We start from the raw sequence: 15,197 nt of genomic DNA, 5'->3' as shown, positions 1-15,197 counted from the left end.
AAGAATTATATAAAAAAGGTGATCATTTTCGATCACCTTTTTTTATGAATTATTTTGCCTCCTTTATCAGATACACATAGACAGGAAAATGGTCGCTATATCCTCCTGTGTAGGCTCCATTGGCAAAACTTCTATAAGGATATCCTTTATATCTTCCACGTGGATTGGCTAGGTAATTTTTGTTATAAACACCGGCTTTATAGTATTTATAAGAGCTATAATCTTTATCCAGTAAACCTTTTGATACAATAATTTGATCAAAAAGGTTCCAGCTATCTCTCCAGGCAAGAGAACCAATTCCTTTTTTAGACATATTATACATTGGATTGTATAATCCTTTTAGTTTTACATCTTCTTTTTCTGACTTAGCACCAAGAACTTTTTTCACACTTGCATTGTCTGGGTCGTCATTTAAATCACCCATAGTAATTACCTTAGCGTATGGATCGATATCAAAAAGAGAGTCAATGATCTTCTTGTTTAAAGCTGCAGCTTTTTCTCTTTTATAACGACTACGAGCTTCGCCACCACTTCTTGATGGCCAGTGATTGACGATCACATGAATTAAATCACCATCGAGATACCCACTAACTAATAATTGATCTCTAGTATAAACCCGTTTTTTTTCATCACCATTATTATAGATTAATAATTCGTGTACGCTAGTGTTTACCGGTCTGAACAAAGATTTTTGATATAACAATGCCACATCGATTCCTCTTCTGTCCGGAGAATCAAATTGCACAATTCCATAATCTTTGGGTAGAAGAACGGGTTCATTTGCAAGATCCTCAAGCACCTTTCTGTTTTCTATTTCTGCAACTCCTATAATCGCAGGTGCATTTTTTGTAACGTCTGCACCGATTTCTGAAATAACCTTAGCCATGTTTTTTAGCTTGTCTTTGTATATTTCTTCTGTCCAGTGATCTTTACCGTTTGGTGTTCTGTCATCGTCATAGGTTATAGGGTCATCCACTGTGTCAAAAAGATTTTCAACATTATAAAAAGCAATTGTATTAACTTTATATGTTTTCTTTTCTTGCGAAAAAACGCCAAAAAAAGGACTTAATACTAAGGCTATGGCAAGCAAATATTTTGAGTTCATTATATAATTGATTATTAACTTATTGTAAATTGTATTCCAAACTTTGGGCCAAAATTAGCTTTTCTATTTAAAAAATGTACTTTTGCGCCGCAGAAATGTTAAATATTTAACTAAAACAACAATTAATGAAAGTGTCACAACTCAAAAAGAATCTATTCTTTTTCATGATTTTTTTAAGTTCTGTAGCTATGTCTTATGCACAGCAAACAGGATTAAAGGGTAAAATTGTTGACGCATCTACAAATGAAAATCTTGCACAAGTATTGATTGCTATCGAAGGAACTTTAGTTTCTTCGACTACGAATACTTTGGGAGAATTTGATTTTGCAGGCGTACAACTACCATTAGGAGAACAAATTGCAGTCATATCCAAAGATGGGTATTTTGCCAAACGTTATCCTATTGTAATTAACGAGGGAAGTGTTCTAGATCTAGGCGTACTAGGCTTGGACTATGATCTTAACCAGGAAGAAGTTCAATTAGGTACTATCAGCCTTTCGGACAATGAATTAGACGACGGAGATGATGATGCATCTGCTAACGTATCTGGTTTATTACAAGCATCAAGAGATGTATTCCTTAGTGCAGCGGCCTTTGATTTTAGTGCTACGTTTTTTCGCCCAAGAGGTCTTGGTAACGAAAATGCAAAAGTATTGATCAATGGTATCGAAATGAACAAGCTCAATGATGGAAGACCTCAATGGAGTAACTGGGGAGGATTGAATGATGTACAACGTAATCAGGAATTCTCTATGGGAATTTCTGCAAACGATTATACATTTGGAGATTTAGCCGGATCCACCAATATTATTATGAGAGCTTCTCAATACCGTCAAGGAGGTAGAATATCATATGCAGCTTCTAACAGAAGTTATACCGGTAGAATGATGGCAAGCTATAGTTCTGGTTTAATGAGTAATGGTTGGGCATATACAATTTCATTAGCACGCAGAATGGGTAACGAAGGTTTTATTGACGGAACATTATATGACGCTAATTCAATCTTTGCATCGGTAGAAAAAAAGATCAATGATAAGCACAGTATTAATGTTACTAGTTTTTATACGCCAAACCGAAGAGGAAGGTCTACGGCAATAACCGAAGAGGTTTTTAACCTAAAAGGAAGACAGTATAACCCAAATTGGGGTTATTTTGATGGAGAAAAGAAAAACTCCAGAGTCCGTGAGATAGAGGAACCAGTATTTATGTTGAATCATTATTGGAACATTTCTGATAAGACTACCTTAAACACAAATGTTGGATATCAAACCGGTAAAATAGGAAACAGCCGTTTAGATAATGGAGGAACTGACTTAGTGAACTTTAACGGTCAGGAAACATATACAGGAGCAGGAGCTAGTAGGGATACGAATCCAATACACCAAAGCTACTTACCAAGCTCATTTTTAGATGATCCTAATCCCACTCCACTAGACTTTCAGAATGCTTTCTTAGCGCAACAAGCGTTTATTAGAGATGGTCAGTTAAATTGGAATCAACTTATACAAGCTAATCAATTAAATACTCAGCAGGGACTTAATGCTACTTATATTTTATATGAGGACAGAATTGATGATACACAATGGAGTTTTAATTCAATTTTAAACAGCCAGATATCAGATAATATTACAGTGAATGGAGCTGTAAATTACAGAAACTTAAAAAGCGAAAACTTTGCAGAAGTAATTGACCTTTTAGGAGGAACAGGATTTTTAGATGTTGATTCTTTTGGAACAAACATCGATAATGATGTGCCAGTAGATTTAGGCTTTACACCAGAAGAGTTGGCAGACAGAGCACAAAGTGATTTAAGAAACCGTAACCGAATTGTAGGTGTTGGTGATCGATATGATTATAATTTTGAGATTGATGCTGATGTGATCAGTGGTTTTGCTCAGGCACAATTTAAAACTAATAAAATTGATTTCTTTTTAGGAGGAAATGTTTCTCAAACTACCTATCAAAGAACTGGTTTATATGAAAACGGATATTTTCCTGGTGAAGGACGTTTAGGGTCTTTTGGGAAAAGTGACAAGTTAGAGTTTACCAATTATGGAGCAAAAGGAGGATTTACCTACAAGATAAATGGACGTAATCTAATTGATGTTCACGGAACATATTTTACAAAGGCTCCAACCATTCGCAACTCTTTTGCGAACTCAAGACAGAACAATAGAACAATTGCACAGCTAATAGAAGCGGAACCAACAATTGCCGGAACACAGGAAAGTGAAAAAGTACAATCGATTGATGTTGGTTATATTTTAAGAACTCCTAAATTAAAGGCGAGATTAACAGGATACTATACTAAAATAGAAGATGCGACAGATATATCATTCTTCTTTACGCAAGCAATCTCTGGATCTGATGTAGGTTTTGTTCAGGAGATTCTTACAGGTATTGACAAGCAACATTTTGGAGCTGAGTTTGGTATAGAATATCAAATAACTCCTACTATTAAACTTAAAGGTGCCGCAGCACTTGGACAGTTCACTTATGACAATAATCCTGACTTATTTTTAGCAAGTACAAGTAGTTCATTCCTCGGAGAATCAATTACAGAAGGATTGCAAGGTACTCGTTACGAAGGTAAATCAGCATTAAAAGATTATCGTATTGCAGGTGGTCCACAAAATGCCGCACAATTAGGTTTTGAATATAGAGACCCTAATTTCTGGTGGTTTGGTACTACAGCCAATTATTTCTCTAATGCTTATATTGATGTGAGTCCTTTTGCGAGAACCTCAAACTTTAATGAGGATGTAGATGGTTTACCATTTAATGATTATGATGAGAGTATTGCAAGAGATTTACTAAGACAAGAGCAATTTGATGATTATATACTAGTGAATGCCGTAGGAGGTAAGTCTTGGAGAGTAAAAGATTACTATATCGGATTCTTTGCAACTATCAACAATATTTTTGATAAACAATATCAAACAGGAGGATTTGAGCAAGCTAGAAATGGTAATTACAGACTAGCTTTAGAGGAATCTCAGCGAGAAACACCCGTTTTTGGTCCAAGGTATTTTTATGGATTTGGTACTTCGTACTACCTTAACGTATATGTAAGATTTTAAAGATGAACACAACAAAAAAAAAGTATAAAATGAATTCAATTAATTTAAAGAAACTAATAAGCGTTTTGGTTTTGGCAGTTACATTTACTGCTTGTGTACAAGACGATGATTTTAAAACACCACCTCTTAGTATAGATGAGCCAAATATTGATGGAATAGTTATTGGCGTTGATGCAGTATTGGGAATTTTAGCGCAAGAGGTTGCTGATGAAGGAGAAGATGCTAAAGTAACTTTTGAAGACACAAACAATTATGTAGAAGGATATGTAGTATCCAATGATAAAGCCGGTAACTTTTTCGAAGAGTTTGTTATACAAGATTCAGCAGAAAACCCTAGCGGAGGATTAAGAGTGCTAATAGATGTAAACCCTTTATTTACAACATATGAATTTGGGCGTAAAATATTTATAAAACTGGATGGACTATCTGTTGGAATCGAAAATGGTGTTGCCACTTTAGGTGTTTTGTCTGGAGATGAGGTTGATAAGATCCCATCATTTTCTCAAAATGATTTTATTCAGAGATCTGCTGAAGTTGCAGATATTACTCCTTTGGAAATCACAATGGCGGACTTTTCTGATGATTTGACTAACTTATATATTAAGATTAACAACGTACAGTTTAATAGAAATGATGTATTAGGTGATAATCCTCTTACTTTTGCTGGAGAACCAAGCGACGAGTTTGATGGAGAGAGAAATTTAGAAAGTTGCGATAGCGGTGCAATTGCAGTCTTAAGTACGAGCACATTTGCAGATTTTAAAGGATTAACATTGCCAACACAGCAAGGAAGTTTTGAAGGAATTTTGACTAAAAACTTTTTTGGTGATACGTTTAACTTAGTATTAAATGACCCTACAGGTTTAGTGTTTGATAATGAAAACCGTTGTGATCCTAATGTATTGGAATGTGATGGAACTAGTGGAGGAGCAAATGTAGTATTCGAAGAAGATTTTACAGGATTAAGTATTAGTGATCTGGAAAATTCTGGATGGTTAAACGTAAACACAACTGGTGGAAGTTTGGATTATATCGTAGGAAGTTTCAGTGGTAATCAGTATGCTCAGATTTCTGGATTTAACTCAGGAGAAAGTCCATTCGAGGTTTGGTTAGTAACTCCAGAAATTGATTTAACAGCTTCTACGGCTGAAGAGTTGTCTTTTGATATTCAGGCTAATTTCGATAATGGTAATATCCTTACTGCGTTTATCACAGATAACTTTACCGGTGATGTAACGACTACAGAGTGGAGTCAGTTAGATGCTACAATTCCTAATGGAAATCCTAATGGATTTGGAAGTTTTGAATCAGTAGGACCAGTAAATATTTCTTGTGTCGAAGGTAATGTAAGAATTGCTTTCCGTTATGCTGGAGCTGATCCGGGACCAACAACAAGATATCACATTGATAATATCGAGATCTCAGGAAACTAAGAGTTTCTGATTTTAAATAATAGTAAAACTCCCTGAAGAATATTTTTCAGGGAGTTTTTTTTGGCTTTAGGGTAGTATATTAATAATCAAAAGTAACCGTGTATGCACTGTTGTTTTTTGTCTTTACTCGCATTCTAAATTGGTAACAAGGGTTTTTAGTATGTGAAAAACTCTGGTTGTTCGAAATTGATTTCCATTCGTTCTGGATGGTAGCCCAACTGCTATTGCTATATGCTTTGTACTTCAGTCCATAATATACTCTTCTCCAGAAATTATGTCTCGCGATCTCTGCAATCTGAGCTTGATTTACAGAACTATAATGTGTATAATATTGCCAGCTGGCTTTAGCAATATTGTTTTGCGGATGATCAAAATTGATACCATATTTTGAATTAGGATTTGCTTTAGTAAGTTGTATTAATTCAAAAGCGATATCATTACCGGCTTCTTCCAGAGAAGCACTTTTTTCATCACTAACATTTTCATCTGTATCTGGTTTGGTAAGATCCATCTTGTTATGACGCACCAAACTTTGTTTTAAGGTTTCATTTTGATTGATTTCCATTAAACTAAGGTTCGTGTTAGAGTAGCCGATTAATGCTGCTTCATTGTTGGCATATACTCTTACAACTCCTGTACTTCCTTCTTCAGAAGTAATAGTTACATCTTTATGAAAATCATAGATACTTTTTAAAGAAAATTCAGGTGTTATCGCTGATTCATTCATAACTTCGTTAGACTCATCTTTATCACAAGAGGTAAAGAATAATAAGCCGATTATTGGTAATACATAAAATAATTTTTTCATTTGTTTGGTTTTTTAGAATAATTAAATTGATATGTTTAGTGCTGGGTACATAAGTACCCGGTTTTCACAGCGTGAGACAATAAGATTACATATCCAGAAACTACTTTTTTGGCGCCTGTTGTGTTTCTAATCCAATAGATGGTTGATCTTTATAAGCATTATTATCATACAAGTGAAATTAGATCCATAAGTGAACCCTTATCGATTCTGAATCAAAAGTAGAATGAGGTTTATAATTAGAAAAGCCGAAAAAGGCAAAAAGGGAATTTTCCGCTAAATAAAAAACTGAACAACAGGGTTTTAGTGTTTTTAATAGGGTTTGATGACTGTATAAAAAGGGTTGTATAACCCGTGCTTCCACAAGTGAAAGCCCTTTATAAAAAAGAGGTATTCGTTGGGTTTTTTTCTATGGGAAGAACGTATTTACGTAAAAAGCAAGGTGCTTAATTATGTTTTAGATACACATATACCGGAAAATGGTCACTATAGCCTCCTTTATACTTTCCTCCCGCATAGGTTCTAAAAGGATTTCCTTTGTATCTGCCTTTATAGATTTTTAGAAAACTATCATCAAAGATGTTTGCTTCAGAAAAACTATGTGCATCTTTTTCATATTTATGAAAGTTATTGCTAAAAATAATCTGATCGAATAAGTTCCATTGGCTTTTATAGTTAAGTGTACCGCGATAACGAGTATGTAGCATTTCCATAGGATTATAAAAGTCATGCAACACCAGATGTTGCTTTATACTCTCGCTGTTAGGATCATCATTAAAATCACCCATAACAATAATTTTTGCCTCTGGATCCTTTTCTGTAATCTGGTTTATAATTTCTCGGTTTTTATCGGCAGCTACGATACGTTTATAGGATGTTAATGCTGCACCATCTCTGCGAGAAGGCCAGTGATTTACCAATATATGAATCTCTTCTTTATGTAGCGTTCCTGTGACCCATAAAATATCACGGGTAAAATCTCTTTCACCATATTCATTGTTAACTAACACAGGTACACTTTCTGAGTTTATGACAGTAAAACTATCTTTTTGATACAAAAGACCGACATCTATTCCGCGTTCATCGGGTGATTCGTGATGAACTACACCATAGTTTTTGTTAACAAGGTGCTTTGTTTTTACAAGATCTTCTAAAACGGCTTTATTTTCTACTTCAGCAACTCCTAAAATCACAGGTGCTTTTCCTGTTTTTGCAAACCCTATATTAGAAATAGCAGTTCCAAGCTTACTTATTTTCTTTTCATATCTTTTTTTATTCCAACGCTTTTCTGAATCAGGTAAAAAGTCATCATCCAGCGTGTTAGGATCATCTTTGGTATCAAAAAGATTTTCCAGATTATAAAAACCGATGGTATGCAGATTGGTATGTTTCTTTTTAAAATAAAGCTTTGAAGACATTCAATAAAAATTTGTTGTAAACATCTAATGTACAAATTCAAATGCATACAATATTGTACCTTTGTGGATTAATGAAGGAAATTTTATTTTGACTATACCATAAAAGTTGAAGGATTTATAATTTAAGTTTGAAGAAGGAATAACACATGTTAGAAAAGGAAGAAACAGTATACGAAAAAGCAATTTTAATAGGAATCATTACCAAAAATCAGGATGAAGATAAACTGACTGAATTTTTGGATGAATTAGAATTCCTGACCTATACAGCTGGAGGTGAAGTAGTAAAGCGGTTTACTCAGAAAATGGATATCCCTAATTCTAAGACTTTTATTGGATCCGGCAAAATGGAAGAAGTACTTGCATACGTAGAACAGCACGATATAGGAACGGTCGTTTTTGATGACGAATTAACACCTGCTCAGCAACGTAATATCGAACGGATCCTTAAGGCAAAAATAGTAGATCGTACGAATCTAATTCTTGATATTTTTGCACAACGAGCACAGACAAGTTATGCCAGAACCCAGGTAGAATTAGCTCAATATCAATATTTATTGCCACGGTTAACAGGATTATGGACGCATTTAGAGCGTCAGCGAGGTGGTATCGGTATGCGTGGTCCTGGTGAAACAGAGATAGAAACAGACCGTCGAATCGTAAGAGATCGTATTTCTTTATTAAAAAAGAAATTACTTACGATCGATAAACAGATGGCTACGCAACGCGGCAATCGCGGTAAATTAGTAAGAGTCGCCTTAGTAGGATATACAAATGTTGGTAAATCTACACTGATGAATGTAATTGCCAAAAGTGACGTTTTTGCCGAGAATAAACTTTTTGCGACTTTAGATACAACTGTTAGAAAAGTAGTCATTGGCAATCTTCCTTTTTTACTTAGTGATACCGTTGGGTTTATAAGAAAGTTGCCTACGCAGTTAGTAGAAAGTTTTAAAAGCACCTTAGATGAGGTTAGAGAGGCTGATTTATTACTTCATGTAGTAGACATATCACATCCTCAGTTTGAAGACCATATCGATTCTGTAAATAATATTCTTAATGAGATTGATAGTTCAGATAAACGAGCTATTATGGTTTTTAATAAAATTGATGCATATCAGCACGAAACCATTGACAAAGATGACCTAACTACCGAAAGAACTAAAGTTCATTATACACTTGATGACTGGAAACAAACCTGGATGAGTAAAATAGGAGACAACGCCTTGTTTATATCAGCAATTAACAAGGAAAATATGGATACATTTAGAAAAAGAGTGTATAAAGAGGTAAGGGATATACATGTAACACGATTTCCATATAACAATTTTTTATATCCAGAATTTGTAGAGGAATAGAGAAGAGGTTTAAAACTCATAATTTAGTCCTAATCCGATAACTTCTCGTATCTGAAATCCACCGGTTGCATTATCATCATAGATTGCCTGAAAAGCAAAACTTCCAGAAATGTATTTATTGACGACCAGATTGAGGTTTAGTGTATAATCAATATCCACATTATAAGGGTCTTCTATATAGTTGGTGTATAGATTAAGTATATTTTCCATAGTGATATTTTTGATGATCTCAAATTTTGCATAAGCAGCTAAAGATCCACCAAATTCAAATCTGGAACTCCTGCCTGCATCTACACCAAAATAGTCGCCATCCTCATAATCAGGAATAGAAGTAAACTGATCATCTACGAAAATCATACGCGAAGTTACAGGAGCAATATTGACATTAAAATCGTCACTTTTTTTCCACAGTAATCCGGGACCTATTTGTATAAAAGCTGGAGAAAAGAAATGAGTTTCTTCTGTTCGAATGGTTTCATCAGTATCCGGATCTTTACTAAAACTATATCCTGTGGCAAATTGAGATCTAAAATTAACAAATAACGAATAATTCCAGAGGCTTTCTCCAATTCGTTGTCCTAATCGTGAGTTAAATTCTATTCTATCATTCGTTTTGCGAGCAAAGTTTTCTCCTTTCAAAAATGTTATACCATAATCAGCGAGGATTTTATTATCCCAGGTCAGACTATTTTTTTTATAGTTGAACTCATAATTAAGGGCAATGTTACTGGCTACATTAGAAGTTCCTCCTCCTTGCCAGTCATTATTAAAAGCAGATTGATTGAAGAAAAAAGCAAATTTACCGATAGATCTCCACCCAATATGTGGTTTTTTTACCGGTTTAGGATTTAGTTTTTTTAATAATTTTTTGAGAACTATTGTATTGAGTTCTTTGGTTGTATTTTTTAATAAACTATCTAATGATCTTTCTAATCGAACCTGAATAGAATCTAGTTGCTTTACTTCTTTCTTTTCCTGACCAATCGTCTCGGAAATAGAAATGAATAAAAAAACAAATAAAACAACCTTTCGCATAATATAAATAATAAAATGGTGCACAAATATACTTTATGCGCACAGCTTATTCAAATATGGCTACATTGAGCCAAAATAGTTATTCTACAAAGAGTGATTGTTGTTTTAAAAGAACTTTAATTTTTTTAAAATAGTATATAATATTTACAAAATTATACCAGTAAAAAGAGGATGCACATAGAATTAGTTAAGGCACAAAATAAAGATATCGTGTTTTTAGTAAAGCTGAGAAAATTAACAATGGTTAAACATCTAGAAAAAGCAGGACTGCATTTATCAGATGATCAGCACTTATCCAGAGTAAAATTCCATTTTAACGAGGCATATATAGTAAAACAACTGGATGAAAGAATTGGTTTGCTAAAGTATATTGAAACCAGTAATGCAATAGAAATACTTCAGCTTCAGATACTACCAAGTTATCAGAGAAAAGGCATTGGCAACTTCCTTCTTAATCATATGATACAATTGTCAAAATCTCTCCATAAAAGTTTAGTTTTGAAAGTACTAAAAGAAAATCGGGCAAGGTATCTATACGAGAGAAATGGTTTTAAAACTATCGGAGAAGATCGATATGAGTTTTATATGGAGTTAAAGAAATGACAGAAATAAAAAAGGGCATCTAGATACCTGGATGCCCTTTTTTGGTAATAGAATATTTTTCTATTTAGAAAGAGTAACTCAATCCAAGATTCCAGAAAGATTGTAACTCATTATCTGTATTCTCTAATGTTCTCACATCAGTTGGTGGAGGAACTAATAGAGCGTCCTGTGCTAGGGAATAATTAAATGCTTCCTGTTTATTTCCTCTAAGTCCAAAATCAAATCCAACACCAATAGATTTCCATAAAGTATAAGAGAAAGAATTGGTCCAAGTCCAGTTAGAATAATCACCATCTTCATAGCTTAAGAAAGCAGAAAGATTAGTTTTAAAGTTTATCGCTCCGATTTTACGCGTATAGTCTGCAACTAATTTTGCACCTAAAGAAGACTCATATTGCGCTGCTCCTTCGCTAAATACAAAATTGTAGTTAAGAGGATGTACCACTACTACTAAGTTGTTAATAGGAGTCCAGGTAATACCCACACCAAGATCTAAGTATCCCGGATCGTTAAAATTATTTAATACAGAAGTTCTATATTCTGCCAATGTCGAAACAGCTAATGTTTTAGTAAGCTTGTAACCAAATAACGAAGTAATATTAAATACATCTGTTGATTCTCTGAAGCTATCATCATCTGTTGGATCATCTTTATCATCCAATTTTACCCAAGCAAGGTTAACATTAGCACTATTTCTCCAAAAGTATTTTTCTTGTAACAAATTAGCATACGCATTTACAGTAATACCAATTGTTCCTGCTTCATTATTAGGAATACCTTGAGAAAACCAGTTATTAAACCCAGAAATACTTCCTCCAATTGTACCAAAAGCACCAATTTTCCATCCGGGTAAAGCATCAATCTGCGACTGGATAGCATTAGCTCTTCCCTGTATTGCGGCAATTGAATCTTTTTTTGCAGCTAATGTAGCTTTTAATTCTTCCTCTGTTTGTGCAAGACCAATTTGGATACCTGCTAACATGAAAATAAAAATGAATGCGATTTTTTTCATAATTAATAGTTTTAAGTAGTTTGTTTTTAAACTAAAAAGCCTCTTAAAAGAACGTTTTTGTAAAAACAAGTTCAAGATTTATGTAAAATTTTGCGTTGGCAAATATAATTGAAGTAACGTTTTTCAATGTAAAACAATGTAATTGCAAAAGAGATTTTCGATAAAAAACAGCTTTAAGGGATGAAATGAACTATTTTCTCTTAAACAGAGGAACTGAAGAGCATGCTTCTCCGTACATGATGCTTTTAGCAACTGGTTGTAGTTTTTGGATAAGCTCTATATATGCGCTCTCAGGAACGGGTTTGTTAGAGCATCCTTTAATGATCAAAAATTTATCCTGGTATTCAGAAATATCGATTTTATTAATGATATGTGCGTATAGGATAGTCTCTAAGTCTTCTAAAGAACCAACCGCTACTTTTTTGGCAAAAGGGATGAGTGCACTGGTTAATAACATATATGCCCAACCTGGTATGATCGCATCCGATGAGCAGTTTAAAGCAACATACTTGTCTTTATACTGGCTCCAATCATGATCAGATACGTGTTTTCTGAAATCTTTTTCACGAAGAATGAAACCTTCATAAAGCCAATCTTTTATGTCAAATAACACACGCTCTCCTTCTGGATAGTGGTCTTCCAGATCAAATGTGATCAGGTTTTTGTTATTAGCGACTCTATTGATAATTTCTTCTTCCATAAATAGGATAAAATTTAATTAGAACGATTCATCTCTCGACTCCGCTCGAGATGACAGAGCAATGAATTATAACATTCCTAGTTCTAGCTTAGCTTCTTCGCTCATCAAATCTTGTGTCCACGTCGGTTCAAAGGTAAGCTCCAGCTCTACATCGTTTACAGCATCTAATGATTTCACTTTTTCTTTCACCTCTTCCGGTAATGATTCTGCAACCGGACAATTAGGAGATGTAAGAGTCATCAAGATTTTTACATCATAATCCTCATTTACAAAAACATCATATATTAATCCTAGTTCATATATGTCAACCGGAATTTCTGGATCGTAAATCGTTTTAAGTACTCTTACAATTTTTTCTCCAAGTTCTGTGGTGTCTATGTTAGTCTCGCTCATAGTATATTTTTGATCGACTTCGACAGGCTCAGCCTGACATTGAACGACAAATTAATTTAGTTGTGTTTGGTATGCGATGGCATACATTTTTAATTGTTTGATCATACTCACCAATCCATTAGCTCTGGTTGGAGATAAATGTTCTTTTAGACCGATTTCATCAATAAAATCTGTGTTTGCTTCTATAATGTCTTTAGGATGTTGACCAGAAAACACTCTGATAAGGATAGCAATAATACCTTTGGTGATAATAGCATCACTATCTGCAGTAAATTCAATTTTATCGTCTTTCATTTCTGCATGCACCCATACCTTGCTTTGACAGCCTTTTATGATATTTTCATCAATTTTGTATTTCTCATCAATTAAAGGAAGTGATTTACCGAGATCAATCATGTATTCATAGCGCTGCATCCAGTCATCAAACATGCTAAATTCATCAACAATCTCTTCCTGAAGTTCCTGTATCGACATATACTTACAATTTTTGACAAAAGTACAACATGAATCTTTGCTATTCAATACTTTCTGTCAATGATAAGATAGTATTAACTAATGGTTTTAATTCTTGAGGAGGATTACCGTCGTCAAAACTAGTAGAAGTATATGTTTCTTTAGTTGTGGTGATTTTTAGCTGTGCATGTGCTGCACCATCAAAGGTACGTTTATCACTCGGTGCTTGTAGATCCGAGATTTTTTCTAATTCTAATTTCTTTAAATATGAAATAATTGTATTCCAATCCTTTTCCGGACACGACACAGAAACAGATTCCTGTTTATTCCTGTCTTTGAATTTGGTAATCGAATCATTAGTAATCTTAACAGCAAAAAAATAACCTCTGGATATTGCTTCGTATTCAACAAGCACCATCTTTTCTTGTGCATCAGGTAAGTTTTGAGCAATTATCTTGGTTTCTTTACAAGATCCTAAAAAGAAGATGATTGAAATGGTATAAAGAATACTTCGCATAATTCAAATATTTTTAACTCAACATCGTTTTTGCTTTTTTTACAGCTTCTACCAGAATATCAATTTCTTCTTTGGTATTATAAAAAGAAAAAGAGGCACGAATTGTTCCCGGAATTTTATAAAAATCCATAATAGGTTGTGCACAATGGTGACCTGTGCGGACAGCTACACCTAATTTATCTACGATCGAACCAACGTCATAAGGATGAATACCTTCTAAGTTAAAAGATATCACAGAAGTTTTGTTTTTAGAAGTTCCGTAGATTCTCAAACCTTCAATTTCCAAAAGTTTTTGAGTTCCGTAGTCCAGTAATTCGTTTTCATATTGGGCGATGTTATCAAAACCAATACTATTCATATAGTCTAAAGCTACTCCAAAGGCAATACCTCCACAAATATTAGGAGTTCCAGCTTCAAATTTATGCGGAAGGCCAGCGTAGGTAGTTTTTTCGAAAGTTACCTGGTCTATCATTTCTCCACCACCTTGGTAAGGAGGTAATTTATTCAACCATTCCTCTTTTCCGTATAATAAACCAACACCGGTAGGTCCACAAAGTTTATGCGCAGAAGCTACATAAAAATCTACATCAAGATCCTGAACATCCGGTTTTATATGCGGACACGATTGTGCTCCGTCAATTAATACTGCAGCTCCTACATGATGAGCCTTTCGTATAATCTCTTCGATAGGATTAATAGTTCCGAGGGCATTAGAGATATGATTGGTAAAGACCAATTTTGTTTTATCAGAAAGTAGTTGATCATAGACATCCATTAAGAGCTCTCCTTCTTCATTCATAGGAATCACTTTAAGAATTGCTCCCGTTCTTTCACAAAGCATTTGCCAGGGAACGATGTTGGAGTGGTGTTCTAGAGCAGAAACGATGATTTCATCTCCTTTAACCAATAAATTAGTGAAACCTGTAGCTACAATATTGATACTGTGCGTTGTTCCAGAGGTTAAGATGATCTCGTGAGTATGTTTCGCATTAAAATGTTGCTGTATTTTTTTACGAGCAATCTCATAGGCATCTGTAGCTTCTTGTGATAGGGTATGTACACCACGATGAATATTGGCATTATAATTACTATAATAATCCACAATAGAATCAATCACAACTTGTGGAGTCTGTGAAGTGGCAGCATTATCAAAGTACACTAAAGGTTTTCCGTTTACTTCTCTCTTAAGAATTGGAAAATCTTCTCGTATCTTCTGTACATCTATCATATCAATTTCTTTCTGCAAAAATAGGAACTATTTCTAAGTGATATTGTTTATTTTTAAAAG

14 protein-coding genes are annotated in these 15,197 nt (G+C 34.2%); 4 read left to right on the top strand and 10 right to left on the bottom strand.

The features are described 5' to 3' along the window. Nucleotides 1–49: 49 nt before the first annotated feature. Complete coding sequence (locus ACFSR1_RS12540) at nt 50–1,105, bottom strand: endonuclease/exonuclease/phosphatase family protein (RefSeq protein WP_378292966.1); 1,056 nt, start codon at nt 1,103–1,105, stop codon at nt 50–52. A 125-nt stretch (nt 1,106–1,230) separates the two neighbouring features. Between ACFSR1_RS12540 and ACFSR1_RS12535 the strand changes: the two genes are divergently transcribed. Continuing rightward, complete coding sequence (locus tag ACFSR1_RS12535) at nt 1,231–4,185, top strand: TonB-dependent receptor (RefSeq protein WP_378292964.1); 2,955 nt, start codon at nt 1,231–1,233, stop codon at nt 4,183–4,185. A 29-nt stretch (nt 4,186–4,214) separates the two neighbouring features. Beyond that, nucleotides 4,215–5,618, top strand: coding sequence for a DUF5689 domain-containing protein (locus ACFSR1_RS12530; RefSeq protein ID WP_378292962.1), 1,404 nt, complete (start codon nt 4,215–4,217; stop codon nt 5,616–5,618). A gap of 79 nt (nt 5,619–5,697) precedes the next feature. Here ACFSR1_RS12530 and ACFSR1_RS12525 read toward each other — a convergent pair whose 3' ends face one another. Both ACFSR1_RS12525 and ACFSR1_RS12520 read right to left on the bottom strand, forming a co-directional pair. Further along, nucleotides 5,698–6,426 (bottom strand): hypothetical protein, encoded by a 729-nt coding sequence (locus ACFSR1_RS12525; RefSeq protein WP_378292960.1) that lies wholly within the window; start codon nt 6,424–6,426, stop codon nt 5,698–5,700. 443 nt (nt 6,427–6,869) lie between these two features. Continuing rightward, entirely contained in the window at nt 6,870–7,841 is a 972-nt protein-coding gene (locus tag ACFSR1_RS12520) for an endonuclease/exonuclease/phosphatase family protein (RefSeq protein WP_378292958.1), read from the bottom strand. A 146-nt stretch (nt 7,842–7,987) separates the two neighbouring features. Between ACFSR1_RS12520 and hflX the strand changes: the two genes are divergently transcribed. Continuing rightward, entirely contained in the window at nt 7,988–9,196 is a 1,209-nt protein-coding gene (gene hflX / locus ACFSR1_RS12515) for a GTPase HflX (protein WP_378292956.1), read from the top strand. Between the two features lie 9 nt (nt 9,197–9,205). On the opposite strand, the gene ACFSR1_RS12510 is transcribed toward hflX, so the two are convergent. Then, nucleotides 9,206–10,231 (bottom strand): DUF3078 domain-containing protein, encoded by a 1,026-nt coding sequence (locus ACFSR1_RS12510; RefSeq protein ID WP_378292954.1) that lies wholly within the window; start codon nt 10,229–10,231, stop codon nt 9,206–9,208. 171 nt (nt 10,232–10,402) lie between these two features. On the opposite strand from ACFSR1_RS12510, the gene ACFSR1_RS12505 reads away from it, so the two are divergent. Beyond that, entirely contained in the window at nt 10,403–10,834 is a 432-nt protein-coding gene (locus ACFSR1_RS12505; protein ID WP_378292952.1) for a GNAT family N-acetyltransferase, read from the top strand. A 64-nt stretch (nt 10,835–10,898) separates the two neighbouring features. Here ACFSR1_RS12505 and ACFSR1_RS12500 read toward each other — a convergent pair whose 3' ends face one another. The 6 genes from ACFSR1_RS12500 to ACFSR1_RS12475 form a co-directional block, all read right to left on the bottom strand. Then, nucleotides 10,899–11,846 carry a DUF3078 domain-containing protein gene (locus tag ACFSR1_RS12500; RefSeq protein ID WP_378292950.1) on the bottom strand — a complete coding sequence of 316 codons (948 nt, stop codon included), beginning with the start codon at nt 11,844–11,846 and terminating at the stop codon, nt 10,899–10,901. Nucleotides 11,847–12,036: 190 nt separating this feature from the next. Beyond that, entirely contained in the window at nt 12,037–12,546 is a 510-nt protein-coding gene (locus tag ACFSR1_RS12495; protein ID WP_378292948.1) for a DUF2480 family protein, read from the bottom strand. Nucleotides 12,547–12,612: 66 nt separating this feature from the next. Continuing rightward, a complete protein-coding gene (locus ACFSR1_RS12490; protein WP_091406545.1) occupies nt 12,613–12,939 on the bottom strand; it encodes a DUF59 domain-containing protein in 327 nt (108 codons plus the stop codon). 51 nt (nt 12,940–12,990) lie between these two features. Continuing rightward, nucleotides 12,991–13,413, bottom strand: coding sequence for a SufE family protein (locus tag ACFSR1_RS12485; protein WP_378180051.1), 423 nt, complete (start codon nt 13,411–13,413; stop codon nt 12,991–12,993). 40 nt (nt 13,414–13,453) lie between these two features. Beyond that, entirely contained in the window at nt 13,454–13,909 is a 456-nt protein-coding gene (locus tag ACFSR1_RS12480) for a hypothetical protein (protein ID WP_378292946.1), read from the bottom strand. Nucleotides 13,910–13,922: 13 nt separating this feature from the next. Further along, the gene (locus tag ACFSR1_RS12475) at nt 13,923–15,137 is read right to left on the bottom strand and encodes an aminotransferase class V-fold PLP-dependent enzyme (RefSeq protein WP_378294506.1); all 1,215 of its coding nucleotides are present in this window, start codon (nt 15,135–15,137) and stop codon (nt 13,923–13,925) included. Nucleotides 15,138–15,197 lie beyond the last annotated feature (60 nt).

Origin of the sequence: Aquimarina rubra (assembly GCF_042684305.1) — a bacterium.
GTDB classification, from domain to species: domain Bacteria; phylum Bacteroidota; class Bacteroidia; order Flavobacteriales; family Flavobacteriaceae; genus Aquimarina; species Aquimarina rubra.
This window is presented reverse-complemented; position numbering and strand designations above follow the sequence as displayed.

What these genes read in the sequence shown, in the direction of transcription:
- ACFSR1_RS12475 (WP_378294506.1), bottom strand. Translation starts at nt 15,137, where the DNA reads ATGATAGATGTACAGAAGATACGAGAAGATTTTCCAATTCTTAAGAGA.
- ACFSR1_RS12540 (WP_378292966.1), bottom strand. Translation starts at nt 1,105, where the DNA reads ATGAACTCAAAATATTTGCTTGCCATAGCCTTAGTATTAAGTCCTTTT.
- ACFSR1_RS12500 (WP_378292950.1), bottom strand. Translation starts at nt 11,846, where the DNA reads ATGAAAAAAATCGCATTCATTTTTATTTTCATGTTAGCAGGTATCCAA.
- ACFSR1_RS12535 (WP_378292964.1), top strand. Translation starts at nt 1,231, where the DNA reads ATGAAAGTGTCACAACTCAAAAAGAATCTATTCTTTTTCATGATTTTT.
- ACFSR1_RS12525 (WP_378292960.1), bottom strand. Translation starts at nt 6,426, where the DNA reads ATGAAAAAATTATTTTATGTATTACCAATAATCGGCTTATTATTCTTT.
- ACFSR1_RS12495 (WP_378292948.1), bottom strand. Translation starts at nt 12,546, where the DNA reads ATGGAAGAAGAAATTATCAATAGAGTCGCTAATAACAAAAACCTGATC.
- ACFSR1_RS12480 (WP_378292946.1), bottom strand. Translation starts at nt 13,909, where the DNA reads ATGCGAAGTATTCTTTATACCATTTCAATCATCTTCTTTTTAGGATCT.
- hflX (WP_378292956.1), top strand. Translation starts at nt 7,988, where the DNA reads ATGTTAGAAAAGGAAGAAACAGTATACGAAAAAGCAATTTTAATAGGA.
- ACFSR1_RS12490 (WP_091406545.1), bottom strand. Translation starts at nt 12,939, where the DNA reads ATGAGCGAGACTAACATAGACACCACAGAACTTGGAGAAAAAATTGTA.
- ACFSR1_RS12510 (WP_378292954.1), bottom strand. Translation starts at nt 10,231, where the DNA reads ATGCGAAAGGTTGTTTTATTTGTTTTTTTATTCATTTCTATTTCCGAG.
- ACFSR1_RS12520 (WP_378292958.1), bottom strand. Translation starts at nt 7,841, where the DNA reads ATGTCTTCAAAGCTTTATTTTAAAAAGAAACATACCAATCTGCATACC.
- ACFSR1_RS12530 (WP_378292962.1), top strand. Translation starts at nt 4,215, where the DNA reads ATGAATTCAATTAATTTAAAGAAACTAATAAGCGTTTTGGTTTTGGCA.
- ACFSR1_RS12505 (WP_378292952.1), top strand. Translation starts at nt 10,403, where the DNA reads ATGCACATAGAATTAGTTAAGGCACAAAATAAAGATATCGTGTTTTTA.
- ACFSR1_RS12485 (WP_378180051.1), bottom strand. Translation starts at nt 13,413, where the DNA reads ATGTCGATACAGGAACTTCAGGAAGAGATTGTTGATGAATTTAGCATG.